The sequence below is a fragment of the Streptomyces sp. NBC_01471 genome (assembly GCF_041438865.1).
Classification (GTDB): Bacteria; Actinomycetota; Actinomycetes; order Streptomycetales; family Streptomycetaceae; genus Streptomyces.
The window spans coordinates 3316459-3332049 of sequence record NZ_CP109450.1 but is presented as its reverse complement, the minus strand read 5'-3'; the positions used below and the strand labels follow the sequence as shown (position 1 = coordinate 3332049).

Below are 15591 nucleotides of genomic sequence, written 5' to 3'. Positions count from 1 at the left end.
GCGGGACCGGCATTCAGCCGTGAGCCGAACGGGAACCCTCACCTATTTCCCGCCGTTGGAGCAGGGGAAGGCAGGTTCGTCGGCACTCCCGTGAGGTCGCGGGCGGCAATGCTGGGGTACCGTCCGAAGAACACTCTTTACTCACAGCAGCATTTACCTACGGGCAGGAGGGACGGGGCGTAGTTCCGCCCCGTATGGATGGACGTGAAGCGATACTTCCGTGGGCCGGTCATGTGGATCGTGCTGGCCGTCCTCGCCGTGGTCGTGTTGATGCAGGTCGTCGGCTCGTCGGGCGGCTACAAGTCAGTGGACACCTCCAAGGTCGTCCAGGCGATCGACAAGAACCAGGTCGAGCAGGCCAAGGTCACGACTGGTGACGAGAACGTCATCAAGATCGAGCTGAAGAACGGCCAGAAGCTGGGCGGCGAGTCGGGCGGCAAGTTCCAGGCGAACTACATCGGCGACGCACAGGGCACTGCCCTCGCCGCCAAGCTGCAGAGCAAGGTCGACAGCGGCGACATCGCGAAGGGCTACACGGTCTCGCCGTCGAAGCAGAACCCCTTCGTCGGGATCCTGCTCTCGCTGCTGCCCTTCGTACTCATCGTCGTTGTCTTCCTGTTTCTGATGAATCAGATGCAGGGCGGCGGCTCCAAGGTCATGCAGTTCGGCAAGTCAAAGGCCAAGCTGATCACCAAGGACACCCCCAAGACGACCTTCTCCGATGTGGCGGGGTCCGACGAGGCTGTCGAAGAGCTCCATGAGATCAAGGAGTTCCTGCAGGAGCCGGCGAAGTTCCAGGCCGTCGGCGCCAAGATCCCCAAGGGCGTCCTGCTGTACGGGCCGCCCGGAACGGGCAAGACGCTGCTCGCGCGCGCCGTCGCGGGCGAAGCGGGTGTTCCGTTCTACTCGATCTCCGGTTCCGACTTCGTCGAGATGTTCGTCGGTGTCGGTGCCTCCCGAGTGCGTGACCTCTTCGAGCAGGCCAAGGCGAACGCTCCGGCGATCGTCTTCGTCGACGAGATCGACGCTGTCGGCCGGCACCGCGGTGCGGGCCTCGGCGGTGGCCACGACGAGCGCGAGCAGACGCTGAACCAGCTGCTCGTCGAGATGGACGGCTTCGACGTGAAGGGCGGGGTCATCCTGATCGCCGCCACGAACCGTCCGGACATCCTGGACCCGGCGCTGCTGCGTCCCGGCCGTTTCGACCGGCAGATCGCGGTCGACCGTCCGGACATGCTGGGCCGGCTGGCGATCCTCAAGGTTCACCAGAAGGGCAAGCCGGTCGCCCCGGACGTCGATCTGGGTGCTGTCGCCCGTCGTACGCCGGGCTTCACCGGTGCCGACCTGGCCAACGTGCTGAACGAAGCGGCGCTCCTCACGGCGCGCGGCAACCACAAGCTCGTGGACAACGACGCGCTGGACGAGGCGATCGACCGTGTCGTGGCGGGCCCGCAGAAGCGGACCCGGATCATGTCCGACAAGGAGAAGAAGATCACCGCGTACCACGAGGGCGGACACGCCCTGGTCGCGGCGGCTTCTCCCAACTCGGACCCGGTCCACAAGATCACGATCCTCTCCAGAGGCCGTGCTCTCGGCTACACGATGGTCCTGCCCGACGAGGACAAGTACTCGACCACGCGCAACGAGATGCTCGACCAGCTGGCGTACATGCTGGGCGGGCGCGCGGCCGAGGAGCTCGTTTTCCACGACCCGACCACGGGCGCGGCGAACGACATCGAGAAGGCCACGGCCACCGCTCGCGCGATGGTCACGCAGTACGGCATGACCGAGCGCCTGGGCGCGATCAAGTTCGGTGGCGACAACACCGAGCCGTTCGTCGGCCGGGAGATGGGTCATCAGCGCGACTACTCGGAAGAGGTCGCGGCGCTGGTCGACGAAGAGGTCAAGAAGCTCATCGAGACCGCGCACAACGAGGCCTGGGAGATCCTCGTCGAGAACCGCGACGTTCTCGACAACCTGGTCCTCCAGCTCCTCGAGAAGGAGACGCTGAACAAGGAGCAGATCGCCGAGGTCTTCTCCGGCATTGTGAAGCGTCCGGCCCGTCCGGCGTGGACCGGCTCCAACCGGCGTACGCCTTCGACGCGCCCGCCGGTGCTCTCCCCGAGGGAGCTGGCGCTCACCAACGGCGCCGTCGGTGCGGTCACCGCGGGCACCAATGGCACGACCCCCCCGGAGGGCGGCGGCATCGAAGCCGTTCCCGAGGACCGGCCGGAGAGCTGACCCGAGAGCCGGCCCGGGAGCCCTTCCGTGCCGGCAGCCCCGGAATGCATGCCGCGTCCCCCAGGTTCTAGCCTGGGGGACGCGGCATTTTCTTTGAGGAGCGAGGAACAGATGACCGACCCGATAACGCTGGACGGCGCGAGCCAGATCCGCGAGTTCGACGAGAAGCGGGCCGAGAATGCCGTACGGGAGCTGCTCATCGCCGTGGGGGAGGACCCGGACCGCGAAGGGCTGCTGGAGACGCCGGCCCGGGTGGCCCGCGCGTACAGGGAGATCTTCGCCGGTCTGCGGCAGAAGCCCGAGGACGTGCTGACGACGACGTTCGACCTCGGCCACGACGAGATGGTCCTGGTCAAGGACATCGAGGTGCAGAGCCACTGTGAGCACCACCTGGTGCCGTTCACCGGGGTCGCCCACGTCGGCTACATCCCGTCCTCCGACGGGAAGATCACCGGCCTGTCGAAACTCGCCCGGCTCGTCGACGTCTTCGCCCGGCGCCCCCAGGTCCAGGAGCGGCTGACCACGCAGGTGGCGGAGTCGCTGATGAAGATACTGGAGCCGCGCGGGGTGATCGTGGTCATCGAGTGCGAGCACATGTGCATGACGATGCGCGGTGTCCGGAAGCCGGGGGCCAAGACGATCACGTCGGCGGTCCGCGGCCAGCTGCGCGACCCGGCGACCCGGGCCGAGGCCATGAGCCTGATCATGGCGCGCTGAGCCGGCGCCCGGCCGAGTGGTTCACGGGGTCCCGCCGGAGCGCGGGATCCCGGCCCGGCTGCGCGGGTGCGTCAACCGGACAGCCCGGCAGGGGCGTCCCTCAGACGGACGCTCCCTGGCCGTTGTGGTCCTCGTCGTCCGGGAGCTTGCACACCCGCTCCAGGAAGAACGCGGCCGCGACCACCGCGACCCCCGCCACCAGCGAGAAGCCCGCATAGATCGCCTGGTCCCGGCGGGCCGGGTCGTCGAGGTGGCTGAGCAGATACACGCCGGTGCCGCCGTACATCCCGCAGACCAGCGCCGCCACCAGCGCACTGGCCTGCGCGAAGACCACCGCGCGGGCCGCCATCAGCGGGTCCACGCCCTTCGCGCCGGGGCGACGCTCCCGCTGGGCCCGCAGCCGGGCACGGAGCGAGAGCGCCGTGGCGAGCAGCACGACCGCGATGGCGGCCAGCACGATGGGTGCGGCGAGCGGCACGCTCGGCAGGGTGCCCACCGCGTTCCAGAGCCGGGCGCCCGCCCAGGAGAGCACTCCGGCGACGACGAACAGGCCGGCCAGTACACCGAGCCGTAGTTGCTTCACGTGACCCTGCTCTTCACTCGGCGCTCTTCCTTAGAGCCTAACGGCTACTCGGGCAGGCAGAGTTCCAGATCGGCGCGGGGCAGCACACCTTCGCTGCCGACCGCGGCCAGCAGCTCGGCGACCGGGCCGCGGCCCGGCACCTCGGCCGCCGGGTCCACGTCGTGCCACGGCACCAGGACGAAGGCCCGCTGGTGCGCGCGGGGGTGCGGGAGTGTCAGCACCGGGTCGTCGGAGACGACGTCCGCGTACGACAGGATGTCCACGTCGATGGTGCGCGGGCCCCAGCGCTCGTCGCGCACCCGGTCGAAGGCCTCCTCGATGGCCTGGCCGCGTTCGAGGAGAGAGTCGGGGGGCAGCGTCGTCTTCACGACGACCACCGCGTTGAAGTACGAGGGCTGCGAGCCGGGGTCGACGCCCCAGGGCTCCGTCTCGTACACCGGGGAGACGGCCTTGACCCGCAGGCCGGGGGTGTCCTCCAGGGCGTCGATGGCGCCCTGGAGAGTCTCCAGGCGGTTGCCGAGGTTGGCGCCGAGGGAGATCACGGCCCGTTTCGGATTGGACAGCGTCACGTCGGCCGCGTCGACCTGGGCGACCACGGAGGCCGGTACCGGCTGTACGGTCGGGTCGCTCTGCGGCTCGCTGGGATACACGGTCATACTCGGCTCCGGATGATGGTGATGGTCACGTCGTCGAAGGGGACGGTGATCGGGGCATCCGGCTTGTGCACGACCACCTCGACCTCCTCGACGCCTTCGTGCTTGAGGCACTGCTGGGCGATCCGCTCCGCCAGGGTCTCGATCAGATCGACCGGTTCGCCCCGGACGACGTCGACGACCTCCTCCGCGACCACGCCGTAGTGCACGGTCTTCGTCAGGTCGTCGTCGGCCGCCGCCGGGCGGGTGTCGAGGCCGAGCACCAGATCCACGATGAAGGTCTGGCCCTCCGCGCGTTCCCTCGGGAAGACGCCATGGTTCCCACGGGCCTTGAGGCCGCGCAGCGCGACACGATCCACGCGAATCACTCCTGCTGTTCGTCGGTAGGCGGGCCGGCGCCGAATGCGGTCGGCGTGGCCCACACACATCCGAATCTACCTGCGGCTACCGACAGCACCCGGTCACGGGGGCCGTCGTCATGGTTCTTGGCGGGTGATACTCGCCCCTACCCGTGGCCACCGAAATGAACCCTGTGGACGGTACGGGATGGGGACGACTCACTCAGGCGGGTGCCTCGTCGCCCTCGGCCGCACCTTCGCCGCCTTCGCCCTCGCCCGTCTCGGCGAGCACCGGCGAACCGTGGTGGGACCAGAGCTTCCAGCCGTCGGGCGTCCTGCGGAACGTGTTGGTGGCGACCACGAGCTGCCCGACCAGCGGGCCCAGCTCACCGGCCTCCTCGGCGGGGCCCCCGCTGAGGATGTTCTCGGTGCAGGTGACCAGGGCGGTGTCGTCGGCGATGTTGACCACCACATCGGTCAGGAAGAACTGGATGTACTCGGTGTTCGCCATGATCAGCGCGTACGACCTGAGGACGTCACCGCGCCCGGTGAGCACCGGCCAGCCGGGGTGGACGCAGGAGATCTCGTCGTCCAGCCAGAGCGTGGACAGCACATCGAAGTCGCCCCGCTCCATCGTCTCGTAGAAGGCCGTGTTGGCGAGCTCGACCTCTTCCACGTCGGTGGCCGCCGTCATGCGGCGCCCTCGACGGCGCGGGCCACCCGGACCGCGTCGGCCGTGGCCCGTACCTCGTGGACCCGGACGGCCCAGGCTCCCGCGTGAGCGGCGAGCGCGGACACGGCGGCGGTGGCGGCGTCCCGCTCGCGGGCGGGCGGCGGGGTGGCGCCCTCGCGGGCCAGTACCCGGCCGAGGAAACGTTTGCGGGAGGCGGCGACCAGCAGCGGGTGGCCGAGCGCGCGCAGCTCCGGCAGATGGGCCACGAGCGCCAGGTCGTGCTCGGCGTCCTTGGCGAAGCCGAGGCCGGGGTCGACGACGATCCGCCCGGGCGCGATCCCTCCGGCGACCGCCGCGTCCACCCGGGCGCGCAGCTCGGCGACGACCTCGGCGACCACGTCCCCGTAGACCGCGCGTCCGGCCATCGACTCGCTGAACCCGCGCCAGTGCATCACCACGAACGGGACCCCGGCGGCGGCGACCACCGGGACCATGGCGGGGTCGGCGAGTCCGCCGCTGACGTCGTTGACCAGGACGGCACCGGCCTCGACCGACTGCTCGGCGACGGTGGCGCGCATGGTGTCGACGGAGACGGTGACGCCTTCGGAGACCAGCCCCCGGACGACCGGTACGACCCGGCGCAGCTCCTCGTCGGCGTCGACACGGCTGGCGCCGGGGCGGGTGGACTCACCGCCCACGTCGACCAGGTCGGCGCCCTGCGCCACCAGGTCGAGGCCGTGCTTCACGGCCGCGTTGGTGTCGAACCAGCGACCGCCGTCGGAGAAGGAGTCGGGCGTGACGTTGACGACGCCCATGACCGCGCAGCGGTCCCATTCCGGCAGCCCTGCCACCCGGCCCCGCCCGTGCAACGTACTCATACCCCCAGCCTAGAGCCTTTTTTTCGCCGCAGGCCGGGCCCGGAGGCCGGATGCCGCGCGGGGGCAGCGGCATCCGGCAGGGCGGGGAAGGGGGCCCCGGGCCGCCGCCGGTACCCGGGGGCGCGTTACGCCGCCCGTGCCCCGCTCTCGCTGCTCGCGCCCTTGAGGTGGCTGCACGGGCGCTCCGCCCTCCGCTCGGGCCGAGAGAACGGCCACGGCAGGCCCAGATTGACGAAGCCCTCGGCCTGCATGGCCGCGAAGCCGATGCGCGGCAGGTCGCCGGTGTTGCGGAAGACCACGAAGCGCGGTTCCCAGCGTGGCTGGAACTTCGCGTTGAACTTGTACAGCGACTCGATCTGGAACCAGCGGGAGAGGAAGACCAGCAGCCCCCGCCAGCCCCGCAGGACCGGACCCGCACCGATCTTCTCGCCGCGGGCCAGCGCCGAGCGGAACATCGCGAAGTTGAGGGAGACCCGCTCGACGCCGAGCCCGGGGGACGCCTCCAGCGCGGCCACGATCAGCAGCTCGTTCATGCCGGGGTCGGCGGCGCGGTCGCGGCGCATCAGCTCCAGCGACATGCCGTCCTTGCCCCACGGGACGAAGTGGATGATCGCCTTCAGGTCGCCGAACGGGGACTCGGGTCCTTCGGCCTTGTGGGCGGTGGCGATGACGCAGTCCCCGTCACCCGGGTCGCCGATCCGGCCGAGCGCCATCGAGAAGCCGCGCTCGGTGTCCGTACCGCGCCAGGCCGCCGCGGCCGCTCTGATCCGCTCCAGCTCGGCGTCGCCCACGTCACGGACGCGCCGGACCCGCGTCACGTAGCCACCGCGCTCGATGCGCTTCACCATCTGGCGTACGTTGCGCATCGCCCGTCCGGCGAGGGAGAAATCCACGACGTCCACCACCGCCTCGTCCCCGAGTTCCAGCGCGTCGAGGCCGGTCTCCCGGGTCCAGACCTCACCGCCGGTCTCGCTGCACCCCATGACCGCCGGGGTCCAGGAGTGCAGCTTGGCCTCGTCCATGAAGCGTTCGATCGCACCGGGCCACGCCTCGACGTCACCGATGGGGTCACCGCTGGCGAGCATCACCCCGGACACGACCCGGTAGCAGACGGCCGCCTTGCCGCTCGGCGAGAAGACGACGCCCTTGTCGCGGCGGAGCGCGAAGTGGCCGAGCGAGTCGCGCCCGCCGTGTTTCACCAGCAGGGCCCGCAGCTGCTTCTCGTCCTCGTCGGTGAGGCGCGCCGCCGGGTGTTCGGGCCGGAAGGCCAGATAGATGGTGGTGACGGCGGTGAGCAGCCCCAGGGAACCGAGCGAGTAGGCCACGGTCCAGGAGGTGCTGCCCTGGTACTCGACCGGGCCCTCGAAGCCGAAGAGCCCGAACAGCACGTGCTGGAGGCGGTCGGCGATGCTGGGGCTGCCGACGACCCGGCCGGGGTGGACGCTGACGATGACCAGGCCGAGGCCCAGCGATCCCGCGCCGAGCAGCACGAAGTTGGCGAGCGCCTTCCACCGGCTGCGCGGGTCGGGCAGCGCCTCGAACTCGGTGCGGTGGCGTACGACCAGGGTCAGCAGCACCAGCGAGATCAGCACCCCGACGATCGAGTGCCGGTAGCCGAACTGCGCCACGGCGCCGATGGGAAGCAGGACGACGGCGGCCCGCCAGGCCCTGCGTTTACGGCGTTTGAGGCCATGGGCCAGGAGCAGCAGGAGCACCCCCACACAGAGCGCGAGAGCCGCGGTGAACGGTCCGAGCGCGCCTGGCAGCACCTCGGCGACCGTATGCATCCGGCTGTGCCGGAACCGGGGGAAGGCCCCGCCGGCGATGTCGAGCAGGCCGACGACGGTGCAGGCCGTCCCGACCAGGGAGGGGACGGACTCGGGGCGGGGGCCCCGGAAGATCCGCCGGACACTCTTCGGAACCATTACCGACTTTTCCCCATCTACCGGCACAGACATCGCTTCCCACGGCTCCACAAGAGGTTCTGTGTCCGCCGATCGCCGAAACCGGCGCAGCATCCGGACATTTTGTGTCCTCTAGGACGGCAATTACGGGGGGCGGGTTCATCCGTCACCCGGAAAATCTCTCCGCAGAAAGCTCGGCTTCCCATGGGTCTCACCAGTCACAAGGTTCTGGCGCTCGCCGCGCTGCTGGCCATCGTCCTGTTCGCCGCGACGATCTGGTGCTGGCCGCGGCTCGCACGGCGCAGTGGCCGTGCGGTGGCCGGCCGGATCGGCCTGTTCCTCGCGACCCAGGTGGCGGTCTTCGCCACGGTCGGGCTCATGGCCAACAACTCCTTCCTCTTCTACGGTTCGTGGGCCGACCTGTTCGGCCAGGAGCAGACGCCGGGTGTGGTCGTCGACCACGACGCGGGCAGCCGTGACGTCCGGGTCGTGGCGAGGAAGGGCCTGGACGTCCCCGGCGGCACCAAGCCGGAGGTCGCGGGACAGATCCAGAAGGTCGTGATCCAGGGCCCTTCGTCGAAGATAGCCAGCTCCGCGTACGTCTATCTGCCGCCGCAGTATTTCCAGCGGGCGTACATGAAGCGAACTTTCCCGGCGGCAGTGGTGCTCACCGGTTATCCGGGCACCGCGGAGAACCTGATTCACGGTCTGCACTACCCGAGGACGGAGCTCGACCAGCTGAAGGCCGGGAAGATGCGACCGATGGTGCTGGTGATGCTCCGGCCGACGGTGGCCCCGCCGCGGGACACCGAGTGCGTGGACATACAGGACGGACCCCAGAGCGAGACGTTCTTCGCGAAGGACCTGCCGGGGGCGGTCCGTACCGCGTACCGCGTCGGCCCGGGTCCCGGGAACTGGGGCTCCATAGGTGACTCGACGGGTGGCTACTGCGCGCTGAAACTGGCGGTCCATCACCCGGGCGTGTACGGGGCGGGGGCCGGGCTCTCCGCGTACTACCGCGCGGCCGAGGACCCGACGACGGGCGACCTCTTCCACGGCAACGGGCTGGAGCGGCGGCGCGCGGACCTGATGTGGAGCCTGGACCACCGGCCCGCCCCGGCCACCTCGCTCCTGGTCACCACCAGCAAGAAGGGCGAGGGGAACTACCGCAGCACGAAGCGGTTCATGGACAAGGTGAAGCCGCCCACCCGGCTGTCGTCGATCACGCTGACGAGCGGTGGGCACAACTTCAACACCTGGCGCCGCGAGATCCCCGCGGGCATGGTCTGGCTGAGCCAGCGGCTCACCGGCCGCTGACGGTCTCCAGCTCCACTTCGTCGCGCGGGATGTCCCGGGCGTCGGCAGCCGTGGAACGGCGCAGCGCCTCGTGCAGCCGGGCCGGGGTGAGTACGCCCAGGAAGCGGCCGGCGCTGTCCTCGTCGATCACCGCGATCCACCCCGCGTCGTGCTGGAGCATGGTGGCGAACGCCTGCTTGAGCGAGGCCCCGACGGGCAGCCAGGCCTCCATGCGGCGGGCGTGCTCGCGCACCGTCCCCTTGGCCAGGGCGGCGTGCTCGGCGGAGATCCAGCCGTGCAGATTCTCCTCCCGGTCCAGGACGACCGCCCAGCCCGGCAGCGTGGCGGGCAGCGGGTCGTCGAGGTGCACCACCGGGGGCTGCTCCAGGTCACCGGGCTCGATCGGGGTGACGGAGAGCCGCTTGAGGCCGCGGTCGGCGCCGACGAAGTCCGCCACATAGGGCGTTGCGGGGGCGCCGAGCACCGCGGCCGGGGCGTCGAACTGCTCGATCGTGCCCTGCCCGTAGACCGCGATGCGGTCGCCCAGCCGTACCGCCTCCTCGATGTCGTGGGTGACGAAGAGGACGGTCTTGCGGACGGACTTCTGGAGCGCGAGGAACTCGTTCTGCAGGCGTTCACGTACGACGGGGTCGACCGCGCCGAACGGTTCGTCCATCAGCAGTACGGGCGGGTCGGCCGCCAACGCCCGTGCCACGCCCACCCGCTGGCGCTGCCCGCCGGAGAGCTGCTCGGGGTAGCGGGCGCCGTGCACGGTCGGGTCGAGCCCCACCAGTTCGAGGAGTTCGGCGGCCCTGGCGCGGGCGATGGAGCGCTTGACGCCCAGCAGGTGCGGGACCGTCGCCGTGTTCTCCAGCACCGTCTTGTGCGGGAAGAGGCCGACCTGCTGGATCACATAGCCGATACGGCGCCGGAGCTCGACGGGGTTGGTGGCGGATATGTCGTCCCCGTCGACATATATCCGGCCGCCGGTCGGCTCGATGAGCCGGTTGACCATCTTCATCGTGGTGGTCTTGCCGCAGCCGGACGGGCCGACGAGCGTGACCAGTTCACCTTCGGCGACCTCGAAGGAGAGGTTGTCGACGGCGGTCGTGCCGTCGTCGTACCGCTTGGTGACGTTTTCGAATCGGATCATGATTCCCCATTGTGACGGGCCGGTTGTGAAGGCCATGTTGCTGCAGTGCGACGGATCCCGGCATTGTCAGTGGCCGGGGATAGGGTCGCCACTGAGTTGAGGAAACCGATGGGGACCGGGAAGACCAGAAGGACCGAAGGAACCAGAAGGACCGGAGAGACCGGAGCACGGCGGGGGCCGGGAGGCGGGGTGCGATGAGCGGGCAGAACTGCATGGCGAGGAACGACTGGCTCTGCTGGGACTACGTCACGTCCCGCAGCCAGGAGCTGACCGACGCGACCGTGCAGCACATCTGGATCACCGTGGTGTCGGTGGTGATCGGTCTTGTGGTGGCCTTCCCGCTGGCGCTGCTCGCCCGTCGGGGGCGGGTGTTCGCGGGCCCGGTGCTCGGGCTGACGACCGTGCTCTACACGGTGCCGTCGCTGGCCATGTTCTCGCTGCTGCTGCCGTGGTTCGGCCTGTCGGCCGCCCTGGTGGTCACCGGCCTGGTGCTCTACTCGCTGACCATCCTCGTACGGAACATCATGGCCGGTCTCGCTGCCGTCCCCGAGGACGCCCGGGAGGCGGCGCGGGGCATGGGGTACGGACCGGCCAGGCTGCTCTGGGAGGTCGAGCTGCCGCTCGCGCTGCCCGCGCTGTTCGCCGGGGTGCGGATCGCCACGGTCTCCACGGTCGCGCTGACGACGGTCGGTTCGATCGTCGGCAAGGGCGGGCTCGGCAATCTCATCTCGGACGCGCTGCCGACCCTCTTCAAGGCGCAGGTGCTGACCGCGTCCGTGCTCTGTGTGCTGCTGGCCGTCCTGGCCGATCTGATGCTGCTCGGCGTGCAGCGGCTGCTCACGCCCTGGACCCGGATACGGACGCCGCGAGCGGTCCGGACGGCTGAGGCGGGCTGACCATGGGCGAGTTGACCGATGCCTGGACCTGGCTGACGACGGGGTCCAACTGGTCGGGGGAGAGCGGTGCGGAGCACCGGCTCGCCGAGCATCTGACGGTCAGCGGGATCGCGTTCGCGCTGGCGTGCCTCATCGCGCTGCCGGTCGCGCTCCGGCTGGGCCACATCGGCCGTGGCGGCGCGCTGGCCGTGAACATCTCCAACGCCGGGCGCGCGATACCGACGTTCGCGGTGCTCGCGCTGCTGCTGCTGACCCCGCTGCGTTCGCACGGCGATCTGCCGACCGTGATCGCCCTGGTGCTGTTCGCCGTGCCGCCGCTGCTGACCAACGCGTACACGGGGATGCGCGAGGTCGACCGGTCGGTGGTGGAGGCGGCCCGGGGGATGGGGATGTCGGGGCGTCAGGTGTTCCTGCGGGTCGAGCTTCCGCTCGCCTATCCGCTGATCATGACCGGGCTCAGGTCGGCCGCGGTCCAGGTGATCGCTACGGCGACACTGGCCGCGATGACCGGCGGCGGGGGCCTCGGGCGGATCATCACCGCCGGGTTCAACACGTACGACACCGCGCAGGTGGTGGCGGGCGCGCTGCTCGTCGCCGCGCTGGCTCTCGTCGTGGAGGGCCTGCTGGTGGCGGCGGACCGGTTGCTCGACCCGCGGCGCAAGGCGGCCTGAGGGACGGCCGCGTCTGCCTCGTTCTCATCTCAATCACCTGTCACTTGGAGTGGACCTCATGATCAAAACCTCGCGAATAGCGGGCGCGGTGCTCGGCGTGGTGGCTCTGACGGGCTCCCTCGCGGCGTGCGGCGGCGACAGCCTGGAGAAGGGCAAGGACGGCGGCGGGTCGAGCGCCGCCGCCGGTTCGGGCAAGAAGGGCTCGCTCGTCATCGGCGCGGCCGGCTTCACCGAGTCGAAGGTGCTCGCCGCGCTGTACAGCCAGGTGCTGGCCAACGCCGGATACAAGACCTCGGTCACCTCGGTCAACAACCGCGAACTGTACGAACCCTCGCTGGAGAAGGGCCAGATCGACGTCGTACCGGAATACGCGGCCACCCTCGCCGAATTCCTCAACGCCAAGACGAACGGCGCCAAGGCGGCCGAGAAGAAGCCCGTCGCCTCCGGTGATGTCGGGGCGACCGTGGCGGCGCTGCGGAAGCTCGCCGGGCCGCGCGGGCTGAAGGTGCTTCCGGCGGGCCGGGCGGTCGACCAGAACGCCTTCGCCGTCACCAAGGAATTCGCCGCGAAGAACAAGCTCAAGACCCTTTCGGATCTGGGGAAGTCGAAGGCGAAGGTCAAGATCGCCGCGGGTGACGAATGCACGGTCCGGCCGTTCTGCGCACCGGGCCTGAAGTCGAAGTACGGCATTGACGTCACCGGCATCGACCCCAAGGGCGTCGGCACCCCGCAGGCCAAGCAGGCGGTCAAGGACGGCACCGACCAGCTGGTGCTGACCACCACGACCGACGCGACGCTGGACACCTACGGGCTGGTCCTGCTCCAGGACGACAAGAAGCTCCAGAACGCGGACAATCTGCTGCCGGTCGTGAATGCCAAGGATGCGGGCAGCCCCGAGATCGCGGCCGCTCTCGCCAAGCTCACGTCGGCGCTGACGACCGCCGATCTGGTCCAGCTGAACCGCAAGGTCGACTCCGAGCGCGCGAAGCCCGACGATGTCGCGAAGGACTATCTGAAGTCGAAGAGCTTGATCAACTAGCCGGTTCGCGGGGGAATGGCGGGAAGCGCCGGGGTATCCGACGGGTTACCGTTCGAGGTAACCGCTGGGGAACAAATCCCGGTGCGGTCATCCATTCGGCTCACGCGCACGGTAAATTTCGAGCCATGCCACGTGGACGCCACCGCCATTCCCCACCCCTGCACCGGCTTCTCCAGCCTTCGGCCGTAGCCGGTGCTTCGCTCCTTCTCGCCGCCGGCGCCTGGCTGTTCGCGGATCCCCTGGTGCTCCGCTGCCTGGTCGCGGCCGCGGCGGTCACCGCGGTGACCGGTGCGGTCCTGATGCGCAACTGGGACCGGGTGGCGGGCCGCAGGGTGGCCGAACTGACCCGGTCACGCGCCGCCGAGGAGTGGCGGGCCGAGGAGCGCACCGCCGAGCTGGAAGGCGATCTGGAGGAGTCGCGCGCCCTGCGCGTCAAGCTGGAGACGAAGCTGCGCGCCAAGCGGGCCGAGCTGGCCGGGCTGCGCGGGGAGCACGCCGCGTTGCTGCGCCGGTACGCGACCGCCGAGACCGAGCGGGCCGGCGCCCTGGAGGGCCGCAGGCTCCTGGCGATCGAGGCCGCGGCCCCGGCCGCGGCACGGGCCGCGCTGCCGGCCGCACGCTCCACCCCCACTCCGGCCGCGTACGCGAAGGCCGCCCAGGCGCTCGGTGCGCTGAGCCGTAACGCGGCGGCCCAGCGCGGCCGCCACGAACAGCGCGAGCACCGGGGGCCCCGGCAGCAGCGCGGACAGCGGGAGGCGGCGAAGCCGGAGGGGAAGCCGGAGGCGGCCGCCGCCGAGCACACGCGCCCGCCGTCGGCTCTCCCCGCTCCGCGTCGCGTTCCGGCGTCCGCCGTCGCCCCGTACACCCCGCAGCAGGGCCGCGCGCCCCGGCCTGTGGGCGGTTTCGACTTCTTCGGCATGCAGAGCGCGCAGCACACGCAGAGTGCGCGGCAGGGGAGCGCCGCATCGGCTCTTGAGCCCGCACAGCTGGCCTCGGTGCAGAACGAGGACCTGGCGGACGTGGTCGGTGCGGAGGCCATCGCGGCGCACCGCGCCGAGGCGGCGGTCTCCGCAGTCGGTACTGGACCTGAGGACGGCGTGGACGACAGCCTCGGGAGTGACGCCGAGCGCGGGGTCGGCCAGGTCATCGACCTGACCGAGCACGACGAGACGGAGCAGATCGACGTGGGCGTGCTGCGCACCGCGATCTCGTAGCGGCCGACCGCCCGACCGCTCGACTGCCTGCGGCCCGGACCCCGCCGGGGTCCGGGCCGCCGTGCGTATGGTGCCGTGCGTCCGGAGCCGTGCGACGCGTACCGGCCGGCTGCCGCGGGCTACTTGTCGATGTCGCCGACCACGAAGAAGAGCGAGCCCAGGATCGCCACCATGTCGGCGACCAGGGTGCCGGGCAGCAGCTCGGTCAGCGCCTGGATGTTGTTGAACGACGCCGAGCGGAGTTTCAGGCGGTACGGGGTCTTCTCGCCCTTCGACACCAGGTAGTAGCCGTTGATGCCGAGCGGGTTCTCGGTCCAGGCGTACGTCTCGCCCTCCGGGGCCTTCAGCACCTTGGGGAGCCGCTGGTTCACCGGCCCGGGAGCCAGCCCGGCCAGCCGGTCCAGACAGGCGTCCGCCAGGTCCAGCGCGTTGTGCGTCTGGCCGAGCAGCACCTCGAAGCGCGCCAGGCAGTCTCCCTCCTCGCGGGTGACGACCTTCAGGGTGTCCTGGAGATCGCCGTACGCGAGATACGGCTCGTCGCGGCGCAGATCGAAGTCGACGCCCGAGCCGCGCGCGATCGGGCCGCTCACCCCGTACGCGTGCACGGCGGCGGCGGAGAGGACCCCCACGCCCCGGGTGCGGCCCCGGAAGATCTCGTTGCCGAGTACGAGGTCGTCGTACACGTCCATGCGTGAGCGGACATCGGCCACGGCGTCCCGCGCCCGGCCGAGCCAGCCCGCCGGGAGGTCCTCCTTGAGGCCGCCGACCCGGTTGAACATGTAGTGCATCCGGCCGCCGGAGACCTCCTCCATGACCGCCTGGATCACCTCGCGCTCACGGAAGGCGTGGAACACCGGGGTGATACCGCCCAGTTCGAGCGGGTACGACCCGAGGAACATCAGGTGGTTGAGCACCCGGTTCAGCTCGGCGAGGAGCGTACGGGTCCAGACCGCGCGCTCGGGGACCTCCATGCCGAGCATCCGCTCGACGGCCATCACCACGCCCAGCTCGTTGGAGAAGGCGGAGAGCCAGTCGTGGCGGTTGGCGAGCATGATGATCTGGCGGTAGTCGCGGGCCTCGAAGAGTTTCTCGGCGCCCCGGTGCATATAGCCGATGACCGGCTCCGCCTGCTGGATGCGTTCGCCGTCCAGGACCAGACGGAGGCGGAGCACTCCGTGGGTGGAAGGGTGCTGGGGGCCGATGTTGAGCACCATGTCGGTGCTCTCCGCGGCGCCGCCGATGCCGACCGTCGTCTCCGTCATACGGGCCAGTATCCCCGCCGGTTGACGGTGGCCCCATCCGGGCTCGGCCCCCGGGGCCCGGTCACCTGCCCCG

At 70.3% G+C, this 15591-nt stretch carries 15 protein-coding genes; 7 read left to right on the top strand and 8 right to left on the bottom strand.

What is annotated here, in order from left to right:
- Nucleotides 1-198: 198 nt before the first annotated feature.
- Nucleotides 199-2241, top strand: coding sequence for an ATP-dependent zinc metalloprotease FtsH (gene ftsH / locus OG285_RS14555; protein WP_356835519.1), 2043 nt, complete (start codon nt 199-201; stop codon nt 2239-2241).
- Nucleotides 2242-2352: 111 nt separating this feature from the next.
- The gene (folE, locus tag OG285_RS14550; RefSeq protein WP_356835521.1) at nt 2353-2958 is read left to right on the top strand and encodes a GTP cyclohydrolase I FolE; all 606 of its coding nucleotides are present in this window, start codon (nt 2353-2355) and stop codon (nt 2956-2958) included.
- 100 nt (nt 2959-3058) lie between these two features.
- Here folE and OG285_RS14545 read toward each other — a convergent pair whose 3' ends face one another.
- The 6 genes from OG285_RS14545 to OG285_RS14520 all read right to left on the bottom strand — a co-directional run bounded on the left by OG285_RS14545 (nt 3059) and on the right by OG285_RS14520 (nt 8041).
- Nucleotides 3059-3541: a DUF3180 domain-containing protein gene (locus OG285_RS14545; protein ID WP_356835523.1), complete on the bottom strand. Its 483-nt coding sequence runs from the start codon at nt 3539-3541 to the stop codon at nt 3059-3061.
- A gap of 44 nt (nt 3542-3585) precedes the next feature.
- Nucleotides 3586-4197 (bottom strand): 2-amino-4-hydroxy-6-hydroxymethyldihydropteridine diphosphokinase, encoded by a 612-nt coding sequence (folK, locus tag OG285_RS14540; RefSeq protein WP_266854702.1) that lies wholly within the window; start codon nt 4195-4197, stop codon nt 3586-3588.
- Nucleotides 4194-4553, bottom strand: a complete 360-nt coding sequence (gene folB / locus OG285_RS14535; RefSeq protein ID WP_164264883.1) for a dihydroneopterin aldolase — start codon at nt 4551-4553, stop codon at nt 4194-4196. Before folB ends, folK begins: the two co-directional genes overlap by 4 nt.
- A 202-nt stretch (nt 4554-4755) precedes the next feature.
- The gene (locus OG285_RS14530; protein WP_356835528.1) at nt 4756-5226 is read right to left on the bottom strand and encodes a nuclear transport factor 2 family protein; all 471 of its coding nucleotides are present in this window, start codon (nt 5224-5226) and stop codon (nt 4756-4758) included.
- Nucleotides 5223-6083: a dihydropteroate synthase gene (folP, locus tag OG285_RS14525; RefSeq protein WP_371791159.1), complete on the bottom strand. Its 861-nt coding sequence runs from the start codon at nt 6081-6083 to the stop codon at nt 5223-5225. The genes OG285_RS14530 and folP overlap by 4 nt, the downstream gene beginning before the upstream one ends.
- A gap of 125 nt (nt 6084-6208) precedes the next feature.
- Complete coding sequence (locus tag OG285_RS14520) at nt 6209-8041, bottom strand: phosphatidylglycerol lysyltransferase domain-containing protein (RefSeq protein WP_371791158.1); 1833 nt, start codon at nt 8039-8041, stop codon at nt 6209-6211.
- A 150-nt stretch (nt 8042-8191) separates the two neighbouring features.
- Here OG285_RS14520 and OG285_RS14515 point away from each other — a divergent pair, with 150 nt between their 5' ends.
- Nucleotides 8192-9304 carry an alpha/beta hydrolase gene (locus tag OG285_RS14515; RefSeq protein ID WP_371791157.1) on the top strand — a complete coding sequence of 371 codons (1113 nt, stop codon included), beginning with the start codon at nt 8192-8194 and terminating at the stop codon, nt 9302-9304.
- Here OG285_RS14515 and OG285_RS14510 read toward each other — a convergent pair.
- Nucleotides 9291-10436, bottom strand: coding sequence for an ABC transporter ATP-binding protein (locus tag OG285_RS14510; RefSeq protein ID WP_371791156.1), 1146 nt, complete (start codon nt 10434-10436; stop codon nt 9291-9293). The genes OG285_RS14515 and OG285_RS14510 overlap by 14 nt on opposite strands.
- 194 nt (nt 10437-10630) lie before the next feature.
- On the opposite strand from OG285_RS14510, the gene OG285_RS14505 reads away from it, so the two are divergent.
- The 4 genes from OG285_RS14505 to OG285_RS14490 all read left to right on the top strand — a co-directional run bounded on the left by OG285_RS14505 (nt 10631) and on the right by OG285_RS14490 (nt 14256).
- A complete protein-coding gene (locus tag OG285_RS14505; protein WP_356835538.1) occupies nt 10631-11332 on the top strand; it encodes an ABC transporter permease in 702 nt (233 codons plus the stop codon).
- A 2-nt stretch (nt 11333-11334) separates the two neighbouring features.
- A complete protein-coding gene (locus OG285_RS14500; protein ID WP_356835540.1) occupies nt 11335-12003 on the top strand; it encodes an ABC transporter permease in 669 nt (222 codons plus the stop codon).
- A 58-nt stretch (nt 12004-12061) separates the two neighbouring features.
- Complete coding sequence (locus OG285_RS14495) at nt 12062-13042, top strand: ABC transporter substrate-binding protein (RefSeq protein ID WP_356835542.1); 981 nt, start codon at nt 12062-12064, stop codon at nt 13040-13042.
- A gap of 125 nt (nt 13043-13167) precedes the next feature.
- The gene (locus tag OG285_RS14490; protein WP_356835544.1) at nt 13168-14256 is read left to right on the top strand and encodes a hypothetical protein; all 1089 of its coding nucleotides are present in this window, start codon (nt 13168-13170) and stop codon (nt 14254-14256) included.
- A gap of 119 nt (nt 14257-14375) precedes the next feature.
- Here the strand turns inward: OG285_RS14490 and OG285_RS14485 are convergent, their stop codons facing one another.
- Nucleotides 14376-15518, bottom strand: a complete 1143-nt coding sequence (locus OG285_RS14485; protein ID WP_356835546.1) for an NADH-quinone oxidoreductase subunit D — start codon at nt 15516-15518, stop codon at nt 14376-14378.
- Nucleotides 15519-15591 lie beyond the last annotated feature (73 nt).